Source organism: Fluviicola taffensis DSM 16823 (genome assembly GCF_000194605.1).
Taxonomy (GTDB): Bacteria; Bacteroidota; Bacteroidia; order Flavobacteriales_D; family Crocinitomicaceae; genus Fluviicola; species Fluviicola taffensis.
Genome location: NC_015321.1, coordinates 2,762,638 through 2,783,467 on the forward strand (window position 1 = coordinate 2,762,638; position 20,830 = coordinate 2,783,467).

General features: G+C 36.7%; 18 protein-coding genes. 4 read left to right on the forward strand and 14 right to left on the reverse strand.

What is annotated here, in order from left to right; genetic code table 11:
* Positions 1-200 precede the first annotated feature (200 nt).
* Positions 201-593, forward strand: a complete 393-nt coding sequence (gene apaG / locus FLUTA_RS12020) for a Co2+/Mg2+ efflux protein ApaG (RefSeq protein ID WP_013687151.1) — start codon at positions 201-203, stop codon at positions 591-593.
* Here apaG and FLUTA_RS12025 read toward each other — a convergent pair.
* Positions 586-1,851 carry a tetratricopeptide repeat protein gene (locus FLUTA_RS12025; RefSeq protein ID WP_043023796.1) on the reverse strand — a complete coding sequence of 422 codons (1,266 nt, stop codon included), beginning with the start codon at positions 1,849-1,851 and terminating at the stop codon, positions 586-588. The two genes, apaG and FLUTA_RS12025, sit on opposite strands and share 8 nt — an antisense overlap.
* A 135-nt stretch (positions 1,852-1,986) precedes the next feature.
* Here FLUTA_RS12025 and pruA point away from each other — a divergent pair, with 135 nt between their 5' ends.
* Complete coding sequence (gene pruA / locus FLUTA_RS12030; protein WP_013687153.1) at positions 1,987-3,615, forward strand: L-glutamate gamma-semialdehyde dehydrogenase; 1,629 nt, start codon at positions 1,987-1,989, stop codon at positions 3,613-3,615.
* Positions 3,616-3,837: 222 nt separating this feature from the next.
* On the opposite strand, the gene FLUTA_RS12035 is transcribed toward pruA, so the two are convergent.
* The 13 genes from FLUTA_RS12035 to FLUTA_RS12095 form a co-directional block, all read right to left on the reverse strand.
* Positions 3,838-4,872: a PorP/SprF family type IX secretion system membrane protein gene (locus FLUTA_RS12035; RefSeq protein WP_013687154.1), complete on the reverse strand. Its 1,035-nt coding sequence runs from the start codon at positions 4,870-4,872 to the stop codon at positions 3,838-3,840.
* 1 nt (position 4,873) lies between these two features.
* Positions 4,874-8,866, reverse strand: a complete 3,993-nt coding sequence (locus FLUTA_RS12040; protein WP_013687155.1) for a T9SS type B sorting domain-containing protein — start codon at positions 8,864-8,866, stop codon at positions 4,874-4,876.
* Positions 8,867-9,142: 276 nt separating this feature from the next.
* Entirely contained in the window at positions 9,143-9,631 is a 489-nt protein-coding gene (gene paaD, locus FLUTA_RS12045) for a 1,2-phenylacetyl-CoA epoxidase subunit PaaD (RefSeq protein WP_013687157.1), read from the reverse strand.
* Positions 9,625-10,377 carry a 1,2-phenylacetyl-CoA epoxidase subunit PaaC gene (gene paaC, locus FLUTA_RS12050; RefSeq protein WP_013687158.1) on the reverse strand — a complete coding sequence of 251 codons (753 nt, stop codon included), beginning with the start codon at positions 10,375-10,377 and terminating at the stop codon, positions 9,625-9,627. The genes paaD and paaC overlap by 7 nt, the downstream gene beginning before the upstream one ends.
* 85 nt (positions 10,378-10,462) lie before the next feature.
* Positions 10,463-10,750 carry a 1,2-phenylacetyl-CoA epoxidase subunit PaaB gene (gene paaB / locus FLUTA_RS12055; protein ID WP_013687159.1) on the reverse strand — a complete coding sequence of 96 codons (288 nt, stop codon included), beginning with the start codon at positions 10,748-10,750 and terminating at the stop codon, positions 10,463-10,465.
* 11 nt (positions 10,751-10,761) lie between these two features.
* Positions 10,762-11,709 (reverse strand): 1,2-phenylacetyl-CoA epoxidase subunit PaaA, encoded by a 948-nt coding sequence (gene paaA, locus FLUTA_RS12060; protein WP_013687160.1) that lies wholly within the window; start codon positions 11,707-11,709, stop codon positions 10,762-10,764.
* Between the two features lie 144 nt (positions 11,710-11,853).
* Positions 11,854-12,558 (reverse strand): proline and serine-rich protein 1 family protein, encoded by a 705-nt coding sequence (locus FLUTA_RS12065; protein WP_013687162.1) that lies wholly within the window; start codon positions 12,556-12,558, stop codon positions 11,854-11,856.
* A gap of 96 nt (positions 12,559-12,654) precedes the next feature.
* Complete coding sequence (dnaN, locus tag FLUTA_RS12070) at positions 12,655-13,773, reverse strand: DNA polymerase III subunit beta (RefSeq protein WP_013687163.1); 1,119 nt, start codon at positions 13,771-13,773, stop codon at positions 12,655-12,657.
* A 93-nt stretch (positions 13,774-13,866) separates the two neighbouring features.
* The gene (locus FLUTA_RS12075) at positions 13,867-14,916 is read right to left on the reverse strand and encodes a hypothetical protein (protein ID WP_013687164.1); all 1,050 of its coding nucleotides are present in this window, start codon (positions 14,914-14,916) and stop codon (positions 13,867-13,869) included.
* A 5-nt stretch (positions 14,917-14,921) separates the two neighbouring features.
* Positions 14,922-16,736 (reverse strand): GldG family protein, encoded by a 1,815-nt coding sequence (locus FLUTA_RS12080; protein WP_013687165.1) that lies wholly within the window; start codon positions 16,734-16,736, stop codon positions 14,922-14,924.
* Positions 16,737-16,740: 4 nt separating this feature from the next.
* Positions 16,741-17,496 (reverse strand): ABC transporter permease subunit, encoded by a 756-nt coding sequence (locus FLUTA_RS12085; RefSeq protein ID WP_013687166.1) that lies wholly within the window; start codon positions 17,494-17,496, stop codon positions 16,741-16,743.
* Between the two features lie 70 nt (positions 17,497-17,566).
* Entirely contained in the window at positions 17,567-17,890 is a 324-nt protein-coding gene (locus tag FLUTA_RS12090; protein WP_013687167.1) for a putative quinol monooxygenase, read from the reverse strand.
* Positions 17,891-17,894: 4 nt separating this feature from the next.
* Positions 17,895-18,743: an SAM hydrolase/SAM-dependent halogenase family protein gene (locus tag FLUTA_RS12095; protein ID WP_013687168.1), complete on the reverse strand. Its 849-nt coding sequence runs from the start codon at positions 18,741-18,743 to the stop codon at positions 17,895-17,897.
* A gap of 102 nt (positions 18,744-18,845) precedes the next feature.
* Between FLUTA_RS12095 and FLUTA_RS12100 the strand changes: the two genes are divergently transcribed.
* Both FLUTA_RS12100 and FLUTA_RS12105 read left to right on the forward strand, forming a co-directional pair.
* Positions 18,846-19,844 (forward strand): PhoH family protein, encoded by a 999-nt coding sequence (locus FLUTA_RS12100; protein ID WP_013687169.1) that lies wholly within the window; start codon positions 18,846-18,848, stop codon positions 19,842-19,844.
* 25 nt (positions 19,845-19,869) lie between these two features.
* Positions 19,870-20,826: a phosphoribosylaminoimidazolesuccinocarboxamide synthase gene (locus tag FLUTA_RS12105; protein WP_043024288.1), complete on the forward strand. Its 957-nt coding sequence runs from the start codon at positions 19,870-19,872 to the stop codon at positions 20,824-20,826.
* Positions 20,827-20,830: the final 4 nt, after the last annotated feature.

The following is a 20,830-nucleotide window of genomic DNA, read 5'->3' on the forward strand; positions in this document are numbered from 1 at the left end:
TTTTTGAATACAAAAATAGAATTTTATTCGGCTTTATGGCTGTTTATTTCGTGGAAATCCAACGAATTTCAGTGATTATTCAGTATTTAACAACCGCAGTGTAATTAATCCATATTCAATAGAAAGTTCGATAAAAATTGTGAAAAATTTGCCTACCTTAATTTTAGTTACTAACTTTCTTCGTCACAAGTCCAAAAAATATGGCTCAGATAACAGCACTTACGGAGGGAGTTTTAATTCGAGTTTCGACTCAGTTTCGTGCAGATGTTTCACAAACAACTGATTCGAGCTATTTCTTTAGCTACAGAATTGATATTGAAAATCAAAATCAATTTAAGGTTCAATTGCTTCACCGCGATTGGTTCATCTTTGATTCCCTAAACCCCGTAATTCATGTAAGTGGAGAAGGTGTTGTTGGTCAGCAGCCTATTCTAGAATCAGGCGAATTGTATCAATATACAAGCGGTTGTGAATTGAAATCTGAATTAGGTTCCATGCACGGATTTTACACCTTTAAAAATTTGGATACCGATCAGCTCTTCAAAGTGGATATTCCTGTTTTTCAATTAAGTTTTCCAGGTAAGCTTAATTAGTTGATTTTTTCATCTTTTTCAATTTCACCAATACCAATATTAAAGCGATAGCAAGTGAACACGAAATAATCAATAAAATGTAAAATTTTAGTGAATTTTCTTTCTGAATTTCTTTTGTTTTCGTTTGCTCAAAATCAGTTTTCCAAATTTCATGTTGCAGGTTTGTCAAATCTTCTGCATCAGCATTTTGTGTCAGCTTGATATCATTTCCAAGAGCAATCACTTTTTCAAGACATAGTATCTCTTGAACAGATTCAGACTGTTTTTTGTAAACGTTAGCACTCGCTAGTAAGGCATCTTTTTCTTCCTTCAAAAGGTGATTTCGACGAGCTATTTCAGCAGATTTTTTATACCAAAAAAGTGCTTTTGAATATTGTTCAATGTAAAAATGATAATCACCTAAGTTATAATAACTTTCAGAAATTGATTTGAGATCGTTCACAGCTTCTCGTAAAGTTAAAGCCTTTTCAAAACTTAATCGGGCATTCAAGGTGTCTCCTTTTTCAAAATAAATGATTGCTAAATTATTTAAAGCATGTGCTTTAGGGGAAGTTAAGTTGGTCTTTTTAGCCATTTGGAATGACTTTTTGAAATAACTTTCAGAAAGATCCAATTTTCCTGAAATGCGATAGATATCTCCCAAACGGGAGTAAGCTGAGCTTAATCCTCTGAAATTTTTAGATTTTGTGGCTATTGAAATGTAGTCTTGATAGGTTTCAATGGCTTTTGATTCTTTCTTTTGAAGCAAAAAAGCTTCGGCCAAGGAAATCATTCCTTCTGTTTTGTCAATTGATTCTTTATTCCCTTTGTTGTATTCAATGGCTTTTTTTGCCCAAAGCATCGCCGAATTTCCATCTTCCAATTTCCGATAACCAGAAGAAATGATGCGGCTAACATTACTTAAAAGTCCCAGATCTCCACGTTCTTGTAAGTTAGAAAGTGTTGCTTTTGCCATTACAATTCCATCGTTAATACGACCATTCATGACGTAAAATTCGGCCAATGTGATTTTTCCAAATTCAATTGCGGGTTGGTAATGATTATCAATTCCATAAAAGAAGATTGTTTCACCAACAATTCTTAATGTGTCTATTGATTCAGATTGATAGTAAAGACTCAGTTGTTTTGCTGCTTCAATTCTTTCGGTTTCACTTCCATTTGTTAATTTACTCCATTGATTTTTGGAATCATTACTTTGGGAGTATGAAAAAGAAATGGTGAATAAAAGGAAAATGAGATTGAGTAATTGTGTCTTCATAGTGTGTAGGAAAAACATTTTACCAAACATAAGAACAATCTTTTGATTTCGGGTTGGAAGTTCAAGAATATGACACGAATGAAATGATAGAACTCAATGCATAATGTGTACATTTGTGTAGCAAAAATGTATACTATGTCAAACGCGTTATTTACGGTTCCAAAAGCAATTAATGAACCAGTGAAGGCTTATGTTCCCGGAAGTGCTGAACATACAGCATTGATTTCTGAATATAAAAAATTATTGAACCAAGATCCAATTGAGATTCCAATGTATATCGGATCTGAGTTGGTTAAAACCAATAATAAGAAACCAATGTCTCCGCCACATGATCATAAAAAGGTGCTTGGGCATTTTAATTATGGCGATGCATCGCATGTGAACAAAGCAATTGAAGCTGCGTTAAATGCTCGTGACCAATGGGCAAATTTGCCTTGGGAACAACGTGCGGCAATCTTTTTGAAAGCAGCTGATTTGTTGGCTGGACCTTTCAGAAATAGAATGAATGCTGCTACTATGCTTGCTCAATCAAAAAATGTAATGCAAGCTGAAATTGATGCAGCATGTGAGTTAATTGATTTTTTCCGTTTCAATGTTCAGTATTTGACTCAGATTTACAAAGAACAACCTGAATCTTTGCCAGGAATGTGGAATCGATTGGAATACCGTCCTTTAGAAGGGTTTGTTTTCGCTGTTACACCATTTAATTTCACGTCAATTGCGGCAAACTTATGCGCTGCTCCAGCAATGATGGGGAATGTAATTGTTTGGAAACCTGCTGAATCTCAAATGTACTCCGCTCAAGTTATTATGGAAGTATTTAGAGCTGCAGGAGTTCCGGATGGAGTAATTAATATGATTTCTGTTGAAGGTTCTGTTGCTGGAGATGTAATCTTTAAAAACAAACATTTGGCTGGATTACATTTTACTGGATCTACAGGGGTTTTCCGTCATTTGTGGAAAGAAATCGGAAATAATATTGAGAATTATAGAACGTATCCTCGTATCGTTGGTGAAACGGGAGGAAAAGATTTCGTAATGGTTCATAAAAGTGCAAATGCAGCAGAAGTTGCAACAGCATTGTCTCGAGGAGCATTCGAATTCCAAGGACAAAAATGTTCAGCTGCTTCACGTGCATACGTTCCTTCAAATATTTGGGGAGATGTCAAAGATATTTTGGTTAATCAAGTGAAATCCTTCAAAATGGGTTCACCAGAAGATTCTTCCAACTTTATGAATGCCGTAATTGATGAACGTGCTTTTGATAAAATTGCTGGATTTATTGATTATGCAAAAGGACAATCAGATGCTGAAATTATTGTAGGAGGTTCATACGATAAATCAACAGGATACTTTATTGATGCAACAGTTATCGTTACAACAAATCCGAAATTTAGAACTTTGTCTGAAGAAATTTTTGGTCCAGTATTAACAATCTATGTTTATCCTGAAAATCAATTCGAAGAAACGTTGAAATTGTTGGACGAAACTTCTGAATACGCATTGACTGGTTCGATTATTTCGAATGATCGTTATGCAATTCAAGTAGCTACAAAAGCTTTGGAGAATTCAGCGGGAAATTTCTATATCAATGATAAACCAACGGGAGCTGTTGTAGGTCAACAACCATTTGGTGGAGCTAGAGGTTCCGGGACAAACGATAAAGCTGGAGCATCTATGAACTTGTTGCGTTGGGTTTCAGCTCGCACAATTAAAGAAACATTTGTTCCCCCAACGGACTATAAGTACCCGTTCTTAGGATAAAACAAACTATAATTGAATAATAAGGGTGTCGAAAGATGCCCTTTTTTGTTTATTGTACTCAGAATAAGATTTGCATATTTTCTTCGTGTACTTCGTGGTAAACCTTCAGATTCTTTAACCACAAGGAACACGAAGCTATTATTTTATAGTACCTTCCTTAATTTGAAGGAATAGATTTAATGTTCAAAAAGTTTAAACATTGAACAATTTGAACCTTGTTTCTTACCAAAGAGTCGGGTTATTCAAGCGGTCATCTAAATTGAATCGCAAGAAAATTTCAAATCCACCCCGCGATTTAGAAACAGGAGTTAAGCGAGACAAGTTAAAATCATAGCCCAATCCCAGTGAAAGTTGGTTGTATTGAAAGTAACCTTTGGCAACAAATGCATCCTTGTATCGGCTAAAAATCCCCAATGCGATTGCTACCGGTTTAATTGATCCAGTGTAATGAGATGCCTCACGAATATTGAATCGCAAATACGTTCCAAACATGATTTCAGAGTATTTGGATTGTAATTGCAGATATATTGCTGGTTGAATTGCTAATCGGGTTTTTGGAATATTGAATGACGTATTGATGAATCCGGATATTCTCATGGCTAATTTATCTTGCGCAAGTGAAATAAACGAAGAGGATGGTTGATTTACATGATATGCAGCAAGTCCGCAGTTAATATTGTTGTTCACATTGTGATTTACGGAATAACGCATTTTGCGAAATGAATAAACAATTCCAGCACCTGCATCCATGAAAGTATGATTGTACGAACCAAAGTTTTCTCCACTAGAAACTCCAGAATTAATTGCGTCTCCATCAAATTGACTTGCCCAGCGACCAGCATTCGCATTGAGCATTCGTTGATTCATACCTCCGTAAATCCCCAGCCTTAATAAGCTATGTTTCCCCATTTTAATATGATAAGCTAAATCCAAATTGAATTGGTTCGTCGTAACCTTCATATCTCCAGCAACATCATTGAAAAAATTCAGGCCTAAAGCAAGAAAGCTGTTATTGTCGGCATCTTTTCGTTGTAAACGCACATCAAAAGAAGCTGCAATTGTTTGATAGGGAGAAGCAATACTGCTCCATTGGTTGCGGTAATTTACAATTGCCTGCATGTGTGAAAATGCTCCTGATAATGCAGGATTCAATAACATAGGGGCATATTCAGCTTGTGCAAAATGCGTATCTTGAGCATTTGCATTTTTAGCAAATAGTTGAATAAGTAGTAATATGCAAAGAGCTATTTTTTTCATATTATCTGACTAATGTTATGTTACCCGATTTCTTAATCTCTTCGCCATTTACTAACTTCATATCAACGCGATAAAAATAAACGCCCGTATTTTGAGGTTTTCCTTTATAAGTACCATCCCAAAATAATTCTGTTGATTGAGTTTCAAAAACCTGTTCTCCCCAGCGATTAAAAACGAGTAATTGATATGTTTCTAAACAAGGTAATGTTCCAAGTAATCCAAAAGTGTTATTCGCTTCTGGACCACTATTGTTTGGAGAAAATACGTTAGGTAAAGATAAGTTGTGACAATCTACATAAACGTGAACAATCACGGTATCATTTCCAATACATCCATTTGGATTTGAACCTGTAACAATGTAAACAGTAGAAGATGAAGGTGTGCAAATCGGATTAGAACAATTGTCACAGCTTAAAAATTGATCTGGTGACCAGCTGTAATTTGTGGCTCCAGTTACTGAGAATGGGATTTCAGTTCCAATATTCACACTAACAGAATCTGGATTGGCTTCAACCGTTAATATTCCAGCTGTTCCTAATACGATTACTTCATTGATAATACACCCATTTGAATCAGTAACTGAAATGGCATAATCACCAGAAGGAATACTTGAAATCAAAGATGCATTGCTGTTGAAATCTGGCCAATAATAGGTGTAAGGATTTACTCCTCCTGAAGCTGAAACATCCATACTGCCAGGTATAGTTCCAGAGCAGTCAACAGGAACAATCGTTGTCGATAAAGTCATTAATGGAGGTTCATCAATTTGAAATGTGTCGGAAGCAAAACAACCATGATGATCGACGATATCTACATAATAAGTACCTTCAGGGATATTAATTAAATTTTGTGTGTGAATATTTCCAGGATTCCAAGTATAAGTGTAAGGTGTAGCTCCTCCTGTAACATTAATAAGTATACGACCTGTACTTTGGCCATTACACTTCACATCATTAATACTTGTAATGTTAATATTGGGAATGTTTGCACTTGCTTTTACAAAAATTTCAATAGTTGATGTTAAAGCTTGAGGAGTGCAAGAATTCGTGCTTGTAACAGTTAATGTTAATACAACCGTATTTCCGTTATCTCCAGGCCCAGCAGTGTAGCTAGGTGAATTGGTAGTTTCATTGATAAGTGTCCCAGTACCATTATGTGTCCAAAGTACTGTTCCAAATTGAGTGGTTACGCCTTGGATTAATTTAGTTGCATCTGGACAAAGTGTGTCTTTGTCATCAGTAATTAATACCATTGGTGGACCATCAATAATGAAATCAAAAGTCGCTGAACTACTTGCAGGAATACAGGTGTTATTACTAGAGACAGTCATTGTCAAAGTAATGATATCGCCTATTTCGCTTGACGTTGGGGTGTAATAGGGAGTTGTCGTTGTTCCATCAGAGATTGTTCCATTTCCATTCCCCGTCCAGTTAATCGTTCCATGATTTGCAGTTGCACCTGAAACGAATCCTCCAACATTTGAACAAATTGCATCCGATCCGCCAGCAACAGCTAATGGTAATGGGTCAATGTTTACAGTATATGTTGCTGTGGCCGTCTGCGGTGCACAGCTATTCACACTTGTTACGGTAAGAGTTAAGGTAATCGGATTCCCAATATCTGAGCCAACAGGATTGTAAACAGGACCTAAAGTAGTTGGATTAGTAATTGTTCCACCGCCATTATGTGTCCAGTTAATCGTTCCATACGTAGCAGTAGCACCAGTTATTGGGGCTGTAGATGTAACACAAACGGTAGTGCTTCCACCTGCTAGTGCAACTGGAGCATGTTGTACATTTAAAATAAATTGGTTGCTTCCAATAAGTGGAGCACAGGCATTATTACTAGTTACATTTAGAATCAAGGTTACTGAGTTTCCAGCATCAGCAGGGCTTGCAGTGTATGTTGGACTATTTGTAGTTCCATTGGTTATTGTTCCAGAACCATTATGTGTCCAATTGGCTGTGCCATAATTAAATGATGCTCCACTAACGGTGAATGGAGTTGTTTGGCAAATCGTTGTACTTACAGGAACAATGGCTACAGGTAAATGATTGACATTAATTGTGTAAGTTGACGAAACTGTTGAAGGCGCACAAGCATTATTACTTGAAACGTTTAAGGTCAATAAAACGATGTTTCCAGCATCAAGAACGCTTGGAGTATAAGTAGGAGTTAAAGTCGTGAGATTCGATAAACTTCCGTTTCCATTATGAGTCCAAGAAAAATTACCATTTGATACAGAAGCTCCAGATACTGTAGCTGTTCCACTTGAGCAAATGGTTGAAGAACCTGAAATCGTTGCAGTAGGTAAACCTTGAACTGTAATTAAATAATCGGCACTCGCGGTAGCTGGTGCACAAGAATTGTTACTTGTAACGGTCATCGTTAGAGTCACAATGTTTCCAATATCTGCAGGATTAGGGGTGTATGTTGGATTAATAGCGGTTGGATTTGTTAATACACCACTTCCATTATGAGTCCAGTTAATTGTTCCAAAGTTTGCTGAAGCCCCAGAAACAGTTAAAGATCCATTTTGACAAACGGTGGCAGTTCCACCAGAAACGGCTTGTGGCAATGGAACAATATTTATTACATGGAAAGTTTGAGACAAACCTGGTGCACATGCATTATTGCTTGTTACTGTTAATGTTAGGACAACGGTATTTCCATTATCTAGTGGACTTGGGGTATAAGTTGGAGAAGCTGTATTTCCATTCGTTAATATTCCATTTCCATTGTGCGTCCAGCCAATTGTTCCAAAGAGTGCTGTTGCAGTTGTTACAGTATAGCTAGATGTTGAACAAATAGCTGTTGTTACCCCATCAGTCGCTATTGGATTTCCGTGGACATTTATTGTGTAAATAGCTTGTGCAGTTGCAGGTGCACAGGAATTATTACTCGTAGTTGTCAATGTTAATATGACTGTGTTTGCTGCATCTGAAATTGCTGGAGTATAGGTTGGAGTTAAGGTATTGCTATTTGTCAATGATCCACTTCCGTTATGTGTCCAAGAAATGGTTCCATTTACTGAAGTAGCTCCACTTACTGTTACGGGACTATTTACGCAAATCACAGAAGTTCCACCTGCTGTCGCTATTGGTCCTTGTTGCACAGTAATGACCGATTGCGCGGTATTTGAACAGCCAATATCATCCGTGACAGTTAAAGAGTAAGTCCCTGAGTTACTTGCGCTTGCATTATTTATAGTCACATTTGAATTGGTACTGCTAAAACTGTTTGGACCTGTCCAATTAAAGGCAAGGTTGTTTCCTGTTCCGCCTCCAGTTAATTGAATATTTCCTCCTTGACAGATTATTCCAGTTGGGGCAGTGCTGGCATTTACAGTATTAAGAGTAAAATTACCTGGAGTAAAATTCACACAAATTGAATTGTTAACATCGGTAATCATATTATTGAACAATGTTTTTGAAGGTGTCCAAGTGTTTCCAGCTCCACTTATGTATTGTGCATCAGTTGGTGAAAATGACTCAAAAATGACATGATAACTGAAATTTCCAGTTACAGGAACAATAAATGTGTTGTTTGGATAATAGGTTACAGGAGCCGAAAATGTTATTGTAATCCGAACTGGAATCGAATTATTGATAACAAATGCACTACTTAAATTTTGGTATCGATAGCTTGTTGTCCCTGTATAAACAATGCTTCCTGCGGCTAAATTTGAACTACCCGAATTATAAACGACATTCGTCATACCAGAGCATGTTCCACCTGATGGTGTTGGGTTGAATCCATTGATGACATTGAATAATGTGTCATTAATCGAAAATGCATAGCAATTGGTATTGAATACAGGCCAGGAAGAATTGGTGTAGGAGAACGTTTGTCCACCTGTTAATGCATAAGAAAATGAAGTTAATGGATTCGTAGTTGAGCTGGTGCCAGCTGGAGGAGTGGTTGGCGTTTGAGCAAAAGTTGATTGAATCAATAAGACCCAAATGCTAATAGAAAATAAACCCAATCTAATCATAACTTGAAAAATTAAGTTTAGAAATTGAATATTTTGAGTAGTGATTAAGACGTGTTGTACGTTTTGAGATACAGCTATTTAACAAATCACCTTGCTGCAAATCAATTACGTAAGAATAGGTAAATTCCGTCTTCATAAATGTGTAGTCGATTAATTAATCGATGCAAAGATACACATTTAAAGGCATAATTATTTGAAAGTGTACTAGTTGAATGTTGTAAGCTACGAACCGTAACTCACAAATAACACAATGATAAAAACCTTTTTATTTCTAGTCTACTTTAAACATTTGAAATAATCAAATGGCTCTAAACAGCTTGTACATTGATACAATGCCTTGCAAGCAGTGCTGCCAAATTGACTCAACATTTTGGTATCTTTCGAGCCGCATTGAGGGCATTTTACAGTCGGTGCGGTACCAAATAATACCAGCTTATCCACCTCATTTACAGGAGGAGCGATTCCATACTCCAGTAGTTTTTTCTTCCCGTTTTCGCTCATCCAATCTGTTGTCCAAGCAGGTGCTAAAATAGTATCAATGTGAATGGTTTTGAACCCTTTTTCTGTCAGTATTTCTTGGATTGATTTTTCGATGTAATTCATCGCTGGACAACCTGAATAAGTTGGTGTAATGGTAATATGAACTTCACTATCTGAAATCACTTTTACCCCACGAACAATTCCAAGGTCTATAATTGAAAGTACAGGAACTTCTGGATCAGGAACTTCTTCTAAATAAGACCAAATTGTTGATTCAGTTACCATTCCATGTTGGGGTAAGCACGCTGCATGTACTGCATTTCTGCAATCAGATGTCCGAAATGTTCTGTATGCCTTCCAAGTCGACCACCATTTAACTTCCATGTTGAATCAGGTACTTCTAATGTTGCTTCATTGAGAACGTAATTTATTCGTTCATTGAAAGCAGGTCTTAAAGTTTCAAGATCAATGGCAATTCCTGCTGCAATTAATTCTTTGTCAACTTCATCCATGAAAAACAATTCATCTGAAAATTTCCAAAGGGAGATTAATGCCTCGTTTACACGTAGATGAGATTCTTCTGTTCCGTCTCCTAAGCGAATCATCCACTCCGAAGAATGTTTCCAATGGTATTTTGTTTCCTTTAGAGATTTCTCAGCAATCGCTGCCAATTGGCTATCTGAAGAATGTTGCAATGCCTCGTAGAACGATAATCTGAATGTATCGAAAATCCATTGACGAACAATTGTAACCCCAAAGTCGCCATTCTTTTGTTCGATTAATTGAGCATTTAAATATTCATTTTCAAATCTCAAAAATGCTAAATCATCTGCAGTTCTTCCTTTGCCTTCCACTTTTGCAGCGTATTCTAAAAGAGAAGTTGCTTGGCCAATTAAATCCAAGGCAATATTTGTTAGAGCAATATCTTCTTCAATGACAGGGCCATGTCCGCACCATTCAGATAAACGTTGACCAAGTATCAAACTGTCATCGGCGATGCGTAAAGTATATGTAAATAAGTTATTTTTCATTTTTTGAAGACTTAAGATAGAAGACTCAAGACGAAAGACAAATAGTTAGTCTATAGTCTTTTGTCTGTGGTCTTATGTCTAAATTTTACATGTGTCCAACACCTTCTGGCACTTCATAAAAAGTTGGATGACGGTATATTTTGCTGTCTGCTGGTTCGAATAAACCATCTGCATCTGCTGGATCAGAAGCAAAAATTTGAGAAGATTCTACTACCCAAATGGAGATTCCCTCGCTGCGTCTTGTATAAACATCACGTGCATTTTCAACAGCCATTTCGCCATCTGCAGCATGAATACTTCCAACATGTTTGTGGTTTAATCCTACTTTACTTCTGATAAAAACTTCCCATAAAGGCCATTCTTTTCCTGACATTCTATTAGATATTAAGATGCTTTTTTAATTTTTTTCTTTTCTGCGTGAGCCATTGCAGCTTCTCTTACCCACATTCCATTTTCCTTTGCTTTTACGCGTGCTGCGATTCGCTCGGCATTACATGGTCCGTTTCCACTCACAACTTGTTTGAATTCTTCCCAATCAATAGCTCCAAAGTCGTATTCACCTCTTGCTTCGTTCCATTTTAAATCTGGATCTGGGATAGTCAATCCGATCAATTCTGCTTGTGGAACCGATGCATTGACAAACATTTGACGCAACTCATCATTCGTATGACGTTTAATTTTCCAATCGATAGATTGTTGTGTATGAGTGGATTCTGCATCGCTTGGACCAAACATCATCAAGGAAGGCCACCAAAAACGATTTAATGCATCCTGAGCCATTGCTTTTTGAGCTTCAGTACCTTTCATCAGAGTGCACATGATTTCATAGCCTTGGCGCTGGTGAAAAGATTCTTCTTTGCAAACACGAACCATCGCACGAGCATAAGGCCCGTATGATGTTCTGCACAATGGAACTTGATTCATAATCGCAGCACCATCAACTAGCCAACCTACTGCGCCCATATCGGCCCAAGTAAGAGTAGGGTAGTTGAAAATGGATGAATATTTTGCTTTTCCTGAGTGTAAGTCGTCTATACTTTGTTCGCGAGAAAAACCTAAGGTTTCCATCGCTGAATACAAGTATTGTCCATGCCCAGCTTCATCTTGAACTTTCGCTAATAATACTGCTTTGCGTCGTAAATTTGGTGCACGAGTAATCCAGTTTCCTTCTGGAAGCATTCCTACAATTTCGGAATGGGCATGTTGAGAAATCTGACGAATCAATGTTTTTCGGTATGCATCGGGCATCCAATCTTTTGGCTCAATTCGAATCTCGTTTTTTAGTTTACGGTCAAAAGCCTCTTGCAATGCTACTAAATCTAGTTCTTTCATATAGCTAGTTATGAGAATCAAAGATAGTGAATTTTGATCAAATTTATCCCGAACTTAAGTTAAATAAGAATGTCGAACCGTAAGATTCGACATTCTGGATTGGTTTTGGATTTTATTTTGATGAAACCATCAAAATTGGGTTTATCATTGAGTGCTTATGAAGCTTTGTAAATCGCTGTAATTGGAAGAGAATGTAAATGTGTTTTGTAACAAGAAGTAATTCCCTTTGTCAAAGCAAGAGCTGTATGCTGATTTTGCCCAATCTAATCGGTTACTATCAAAAGTGAAGGTTGAAGCAATTTCTTTGATTTGATTCGCTGATAAATTGGTGTTTGCAGCATATACTTTTGCATTTTTCAACCGATTACTATCGAAGCTTTCATTTTTTAGGGTTGATAAAAACTGATTGAAATATACATTACTTGTATTTTGACCTTGATAATATCCATTTTGGTTATTTGAAACTGTTCCACAGTGATTTCCTGAGTTTCCATAATTCACTGATCCAACATTTTCTCCCCAACCATTGCTTGAATTTGAAAGAGGGTTTGTAGAAATGATTGTCATGTTTCCATAGGGATCTAATTCTGCAACAACTTGAGATTCATTGGGAATCGAAACCGTGTTTTTGAAAATTATTTGCTTGTTCCATTTACTCACAACTTTTACTTGAGTAGAACCTCCATATAAGTTGTAAAATTGATAAGTGTTGTAAGTATTCGTTTGTGTTTGATTAGAAGCACTAACGATGTATTGACCGTTTCCCTGAACACGTAAAATGAATTCAGAAGCATGTCCAAGAGTACTCGTTAAAAGTACAAGGGCAAATGTGATGTAGAAATTTTTCATGACTTTGAATTTTATAAAGAATAGCTAATAAAATTCGTGCCAAAAAAAAATCGTCTTTCAAATGAAGGACGATTTTTCTATAATATATCTGTTTTTTTATCTGTTTATCATAACTGGCATCACCAACATCAAAATGTCTTCACTTTCATTTTCTGATGTGTTTGGCATTAATAAACCAGCTCTGCTTGGTTCACTCATGGCCATTTTCACTTCTGCTGCATCGATGTTGTTTAGCATTTCCATTAAAAAACGGCTGTTAAATGCAATTTCGATATCGGTACCGTCGTAATTACATGTTAAACGCTCATTTGCTTCGTTGGAGAAATCCAAATCTTCAGCAGAAACGTTTAATTCGCTACCAGCAATTTTCAATTTGACTTGATGTGTTGTTTTGTTTGCGAAAATAGAAACACGTTTAATTGCTCCTAAAAATTGCATACGATCAACAATCAAGATATTTGGATTCTCTTTCGGAATTACAGCTTCATAGTTTGGATATTTTCCATCAATTAAACGACACATCAAAACGATGTCATTAAATGTGAAAATTGCATTTGAATCTGTATATTCTAATTGAACTTCTTCATCACCTCTCAAATTTGATTTCAACAAATTCAATGGTTTTTTTGGAAGAATAAATGCGGCTCCATTTGTTGCTTGTCCATCAGATCTTCTGTATCGAACCAGTTTGTGAGCATCCGTTGCGACAAATGTAATATCGGAAGGGCTGAATTGGCAGTACATACCGCTCATAACTGGTCTTAAATCATCATTTCCTGCTGCAAACAAGGTTTTATTGATTGCGCTTGAAATAATTTCACCAGAAATTCGGATGCTTGTACTGTTTTCAATCGTTGGTGTTTTTGGAAACTCTTCTCCATTAAAACCAACCATTTTTGATTTTCCGTTATCATAAGCAATCTCTACCTCATACTTACTATCATCAATCTTAAAAGTACAAGGTTGATCTGGTAAGTTTTTCAGTACATCCAATAACATTTTAGCTGGAATAGCTACTTTGCCTGAATCTGTTGCTTCAACCTCCATGGTTGTTTGCATCGTTGTTTCTAAATCAGATGCCGATATAATTAATTGGCTATCTGTAATAGTAAACAAGAAATTGTCTAAAATAGGTAAAGTGTTACTCGTGCTTAAAACACCGCTAATGCTTTGAAGGTGACGCAGTAAATTCGTACTTGATACGATAAAATTCATACTATGGATTGTTTACGAAAAGCAAATATACCAATTATAAATCCGCTAAAGACTCGAAAAACGAACTCTTTAGAACCAGTTTTCAACGAGATATTAACCTTGAGGTTTTGTTGCGTATCTATTCGGGTTGAAGTATATATGTCCCATAATGATTGGGTTAAATACGAAATATTGGCATTTAACAATCTCTCCATTAGGAAGTTCACACCAGAACTTGTTAACATCATAAGTTGCTTTATCACCAAAGTCATCTACTTCTGATTCACCTGTTGAAGTAGCCTGAATTCTGAACATACGTAACTTTTTCTTTTCGTTTTTAACTGTACGCAGATTTAACTCGCAAAATGGCTTTGTTTTTTTCAGACTGTCAATTTGTTTGTTTGTCAATTCAAAATTTGGATTTTCAAAATTAATTCGTTTGTAGTTTAGTAAATAACGATAAACCATGTTTGTGTCTAAACTCGTTAAATATTTACCTCCAAATTTCACCAAGTAATCGTCCTTTATCTTGCGAACTTCAAAATTACGGTCTTTTCTATCTGGGAATTTAACATTTACCTCAGCTATTTCAGACATTTGGTATGCAAAAATACCCGAACATTGCCATCTTCTTGAATCTGCAAAAAAACGAGGTTCAATAATTCCTTTCAATCCTTTGATTTCTGCAATAACTGGTAAATCACTTTTTCCTGCTTCTTCAGATTCTACCAACATGAAGGTGCCGTGATGATCAGAGGTTGACCCTCCAATATACCACGTTTTACTCCAATCACCATGCTGAAAATATTGTACTTTAATGCCTATTGTAGCCATTCGGTTGATGACTAACTTTACCCCGTTTTCAGGGATGTATCCTTTAAATCGAACATTGTACAATGCATCAAGAATATTAAAAACTTGAGCTGATTGAACACATTGACCTTTTTCATCTGTCCAAGTTGTCCCCGATCGAAGTAAGGTCATTTCCATACCGTTAGGCTCCGTTATAATGATTTTATCAACTGAAGCGGTATCCTTGATGTCAAAATTGAAGGCAGCCAAATTTTCATCGGATGTTCCTTTTTTACTAATTAATTGTGAAGTGTAGATTCCTAATCCTACTAGAAGTCCAACTCCTAAAATGATGATGATAATTCTTTTCATATAGCTTAAGAACGTGCGAAACGTCGTTTTCGCAAGTAAAATAATAAAATAGCGAATAAAATAACTAGAAGCGATGGAAGAGCAACATTGATTAAGATGTATTTAATTCGTTGATCTTTTACTTTTTCTTTGTTAATTGGATGGATGTCAATTTGTTTGCTTCGAATATCTAAAACGGAATTATCTCCCATCATGTAATCCACCATGTTTTGAATAAATTCCTGATTCCCGTAAATGAGCGGCTGCATGCGCATCTGAGCCATCACTTCATCGTATCTTAAATTATTGAATGAGATGGGACGATACATCATTTGCCCCTTTTTATTAGGCATCGAATCATAGTAGTTTGCGATAAATGATCCATTTGCGACCACAAGAACTTTTCCTTCTTTGGTGCTCTTGGTAATAAATCCAGATTCTTTATTTTTCGCAAATTCGTCAATTAAGCGGTTTTTAAAGTGGGAGTCAAAACGGCCTTCAGAGATTCCTGCGATACATATTTTGTTGTTTTCAGAAGTTGGATTGTCCACTAATACAGGAACTTTCCCATAATTCATAGGCATTCCTAAGCTTATAAGTGGCGCCATTCCTGTAATGTTTGAATTGGTTGATGTGGTCAAAACAGGAGAAACCAAGCGTTGCTCGCCAGGAATTAATTGAATTTGAGATGCATATCGAAGCATAACAGGCTCAATATTTCTAGCAATTGGGTGTTTGGTTGGTGTTGCCGCTACATAAAAGAACCAGGGCAGAAGGCTTTGCTTAGCAAAAGGTGTTTGGATAGGTGCGCATCTTACGTCGACAACATAATTATCATTCGTTCTTATTCCGTAATCAAATAGCATTCGGTCGAGGCCTAAATTCGTACGGACAGTGTGAGTCATTCCTGTTTTATACAAAGAATCTTGTGGGAATGTCAATTTATCAAAGAAGCACATCAAGCTTCCGCCTTTTAATACAAATTGATCTAAGAGGTATAAATCTTTGTCTGAATACGCCGTTCGTGGTCGGGCAATAATTACACCTGAGAATCCATCAAGAACTCTCAAGGAATCATTCAGATTGACATCTTCAATGGAATAGTATTTCTCCAGCAATGAGCGTACTCGTTGAGTTTCTCGTTCTTTTAATTCACCATGTCCGTTAATAAAGGCAATGCGTGGTCTGGATGATTGGATAACTCTTTTAAGTGCTGAAACCAGCATGTATTCCAAGTTGTTAATGGAATTTTGAATGGTTTGTTCTGAAAACTCCTTAGATAATTGCACGGGTTGGCCTTGAGGAGATCCTGGAAGAAATTGAATGTAATTTTTTGTGAATCCTTCATATTCTATTTCTGCCCCTGGCCACAGTGTCATTTGGGATTGAGAACCATCTTTTTGGTAAACAATTTCTAGAGGAATAATTCCCTGTGCTTTGTTGTATAAGATTTCAAACAAAGCTCTTTGCTCCGATTCAGTTCCAGATAAAGGGTCTATGAATGTATATTCAATTCGGTCGCCGGCTATTTCTTTGAATTCATCTAGTTTGTCTTCAATTGCATTTCGAAAACGCTTGACCTCTGCGGGAAGTTTTCCTTCCAAATAAATTTTCAGGTAAATTCGACTTGCTTTTTTACTTTTCTTGACTGAATTCTGCTCATTCATTTTACCAAGAAATTCAATAGTTCCAGTCGATAATGAATACCTTTCGTCCTCCGTCATGTCAATCCTCGAATAGACAAAGGTTCCAATAATATTGAGGAATATTACAACTCCAACGATGATTCCAAGAAGAATCCAGTTGTAGAATTTTTTCATTTTTCCAGTACTTTCAGCCATCGAATTAACGTTTCAAGGATTTAACAACAGTGAGTGTTGCCGCTAAGAATAGGACAATCATACCGAAGAAATAGATTAGGTCACTAGTGTCGATAACACCTTTCATGATGCTTTTGTAATGGGATGTTAAACCAATGTATTGAAAAATAATGTCGAAATCTCCCATTAAATTGAAAGACCCAAGAAGTTCAAATCCATCATAAAACAACCAGCATAAAAACATCGCAACAATAAATGCCACGATTTGATTACTAGTTACTGCTGATGAAAAGATTCCAATTGCAATAAATGTAGATCCCAATAAAATTAATCCGAGGTAGGAGGTGAATGTTGCTCCTTCATCAATGACAGATTTAGAAATTCCATTTTCATCCATCGAATCAACTCCTAGTTGAACCATACTGTAGTAGTAAATCAATGTGGGTAACAATGAAATGATCAGTAGTGTTACTCCAGCAAGGTATTTCGCAGCAATAATTTGAAAATCCGTAATTGGGCGTGTGAAAAGTAACTCAATAGTTCCTGTTTTACGCTCTTCAGCAATCATTCGCATTGTAATAGCAGGAATTAACACCAGAAAGATAATGGGAGATAAATTGAAAAAAGGAATCAAATCAACTTCCTCCCCGTTGAGCAAGTTTGTGTCTTCGGCAACCACCCAGTGAAAAATCCCTGAAGTAATCAAGAAAATAACAATGAAGATATATCCGATTATGGAGCCTAAAAAACTCCTAATCTCTTTCCAATAAAGTGCTTTCATATCTATTTAACTTCGGCAAAAATAAGAACAATATTCATAAATTGGTTTATTGTTCAAGTGCTATAAACGTTTACTTTGTCGTTTGGTTGGGTGAAAAGGATCCATCTTCAAAATAGGTGTCGACACTCCAAGCTTCTGGCTTACCACCAAACCAAGGTTTAATAGTAGACCAAACTCCTTCAAATAATGAGGAATCGCGGTAAGAATTTAACGCATTTTCATCCTTCCAGTTACTGTAAGTGAATATAATTGTTGGCTGATGAATGTCTTGCATCAAGCGCATTCCAAAACAATTTTCAAACGTACTTACTCGGGTGTTGATTGTGTCAAAAAAAGAAAGAAAGTCACCAACTTTGTCTTCTTGAAAGGTCAATTTAACAATTCGTGTAAGCATAAAATTAAAATAATGAATCGATTGTTTTTGCTGATCCGCGAGGTGTAAATTCAATACGGACTAAGTCGTAAATGCGGAGTCCAAATAAGGAATCTGCGCCTCCACCATTTCCAGTAGCGCCTTTGTTAATGGCAATTTCCAGAAAATTATTATCATTGAAAAACGCTAATCGTTCTCCTGGCGCGACATCGTTGTAGGTAGTAGATATTTCGTCAATGTAATATTCTCGTTTCCTAAATAAAATAGTGAAAGGAGCATTTTCAAATCGATCAAAAATTTCTTTGCTAATATTTGTAATCGTGTTTCCGTAATGGTCAATGTGTACAATAGAGCCTTTGATTAAATTCTCTTCAATGACTGCAGCCACTGTATGTGCAACACGCCAAGAGCTTTCTTCTGAGCCAATGTCGCTGAGTGATTCTCCAGCTAAAATACGTGCCGCAGTGGGCACAAAAATGTTCTTTACTGGAAAGCGGAATCCCTTCGGGTTGGAAAGCACATTGTCAATTCTCCAAAAACCTTCCGGACTTTCACCTTTCAGAATTAAAGCGAAGATTCCATTGTCATTTGAAATGAAATAATGGCCTTTAAACAAAAGTATAGAAGGATAAGCACCATTACTGGAATTAATAATAGGTTCACTATCAACTCCTATGATGTGGATTGTTCCTTCTGGGAACTCTTGAAAGGAAGACTGAATGTAATAACTTGCGTCTGCAATATCGAAAGGTCTCACTTGATGCGTAATATCAACAATAGATACTTCAGGAGCCAATTTGTATAAATTTCCCTTTAAAACCGCTACGTAGTAGTCGGTCAAACCCATATCTGTTATCAATGTTATAATTCCCATCTTATGAACACTGTCATTATCCGTTGAAAAAATACTTAAATTTGTTTCAAAAATACGGGTTATAAATACAACCGAAACTTAGAAACAAAAGTTTTATTCACATTGATAGAAAAGAAAATTGAAATAAAAGGGGCTAATGTTGCTGAATTATTTGGAGTTAACAATTCCAATTTGAAGCACATTCGGTCTTTCTTTCCGAAGTTGAAAATTAATTCACGCGGAAATGAGCTAACGATTCTGGGTGATTCTGAAGTCATGGAGGAGTTTGAACGTAAGTTTGAACTTATTTTGGCTCATTTCAACCAATACAATGTTTTGACAGAAAACAACATCGACAATTTAATGTTGGACGATGGTTCCGAAATGCTTTTATCCGACGGAACGGAAACCTTGGTTCATGGAAATGGCGGGGTGAAAATTAAAGCAAAGACTTTAAATCAGCGAAAATTGGTTCAAGCTGTCAATAAAAGCGATATGGTCTTTGCCGTTGGTCCAGCTGGAACGGGTAAAACTTATACTGCCGTTGCTTTGGCAGTACGCGCTTTGAAAGCAAAAGAAGTTAAACGCATTGTGTTGACGAGACCCGCAGTGGAGGCAGGTGAGAATTTAGGATTTCTTCCAGGAGATTTGAAGGAAAAATTAGATCCTTATTTGATGCCGCTTTACGACGCGCTTCGTGATATGATTCCGCCAGAGAAATTGGCCGACATGCTCGAATTCGGGATTATTGAAATTGCTCCATTGGCATTTATGCGCGGTAGAACACTCGATAAGGCATTTGTGATTTTGGATGAGGCTCAAAATGCAACAGTCATGCAAATGAAAATGTTCTTGACGAGAATGGGACAAACGGCTCAATTCGTAATTACGGGGGATATGTCTCAAGTAGATTTGCCCCACCGCCAAAAGTCGGGATTGTCATATGCACTAGATATTTTGAATGAAGTGGAGGAAATTGAGATTATTCGACTGACTCAAAGTGATGTTATTCGACATTCTTTGGTGAAACGAATCATTGATGCATTTGATAAAGCGGAGACTGCGGAGAAGATTAAGCGATTTGAAAAAGAAGAGGAAGAAGCAAAGTCAAAAAGAAAATAAAAAGTTCCAAAATTTGTAAATTATGTTGAACGAAACAATTACGAGTACCAATTTTAAATTTCCGAAGCAAACAAATGTTTATCGTGGAAAGGTTCGTGAGGTTTATACCATTGACAATGACACAATGGTGATGGTTGCTACTGATCGAATTTCTGCATTTGATCACATTTTACCAAAAGGTATTCCGTTTAAAGGTCAAGTTCTTAACCAAGTTGCTACCATGTTTTTAGAGGCTACTCGAGATATCGTCCCAAATTGGTTAATCGGAGCTCCAGACCCTTCGGTTGCTGTTGGTTATGCTTGTGAGCCAGTGCGTGTTGAAATGGTTATTCGCGGATATTTAGCGGGACATTCTGCTCGTGAATATGCATTAGGAAAAAGAATGTTGTGTGGTGTTGTTCTTCCAGAAGGGATGAAAGAGAATGACCGTTTTCCAGAGCCTATCATTACCCCAGCTTCCAAAGCGGAAGAAGGTCATGATGAAGATATTTCTCGAGAGGATATTCTTAAAAACGGAATTGTTCCTCAAGAGATTTATGAAAAAATGGAAGCTTATACGCGTGCATTGTTTCAACGAGGAACGGAAATGGCTGCAGAAAGAGGATTAATTTTAGTTGATACCAAGTATGAATTTGGAATTAGAAATGGGGAAGTCATCTTAATTGATGAGATTCACACACCAGATTCCTCCCGGTATTTTTATGCAGACGGTTATGAGGAAAGACAAGCAAAAGGAGAAAACCAACGCCAACTTTCCAAAGAATTTGTGCGCCAGTGGTTGATTGAAAATGGATTTCAAGGTTTGGAAGGTCAAGTAATGCCTGAAATGCCAGATTCTTTTGTGGAGACAATCACTGAGCGTTATATCGAGCTTTACGAAAAAATTACAGGAAACACTTTCGAAAAAGGAGATACGTCAAATATCAACAAGCGGATTGAAACGAATGTAGCTGTTTTTTTAATGGATAAAGGGATTATTTGATGGA